Annotated in this window: 1 protein-coding gene; it reads left to right on the top strand. The window is 51.2% G+C overall.

Going from position 1 to position 203, the window contains the following annotated elements; genetic code table 11:
• Nucleotides 1-140: zinc ribbon domain-containing protein (locus ACYQ4S_RS13175; protein WP_459771093.1), on the top strand; the 140-nt coding region annotated here is incomplete at its 5' end.
• Nucleotides 141-203: the final 63 nt, after the last annotated feature.

Here is a 203-nt window from a genome sequence, read left to right as displayed (position 1 = left end):
CTAGTCAGGTTTGTTCGAGTTGCGGACACCGAGACGGCAAGAAGCCGCTCAATATCCGGGAGTGGGACTGCCCGACATGCGGGGAATACCTTGACAGAGATATCAATGCCAGCAAAAACCTCTTGGCATTGGCCAAGTAAAAGAAAATCAATGAGGCAGGGACTGCCTTTTGAGCCTACCCCTATCCGATTCCTCTGTCTGTA

This window comes from Alkalibacterium sp. s-m-28, from assembly GCF_054658175.1.
Note: the sequence above shows the minus strand (reverse complement) of the source record. Positions and strands in the feature narration are given on the sequence as shown.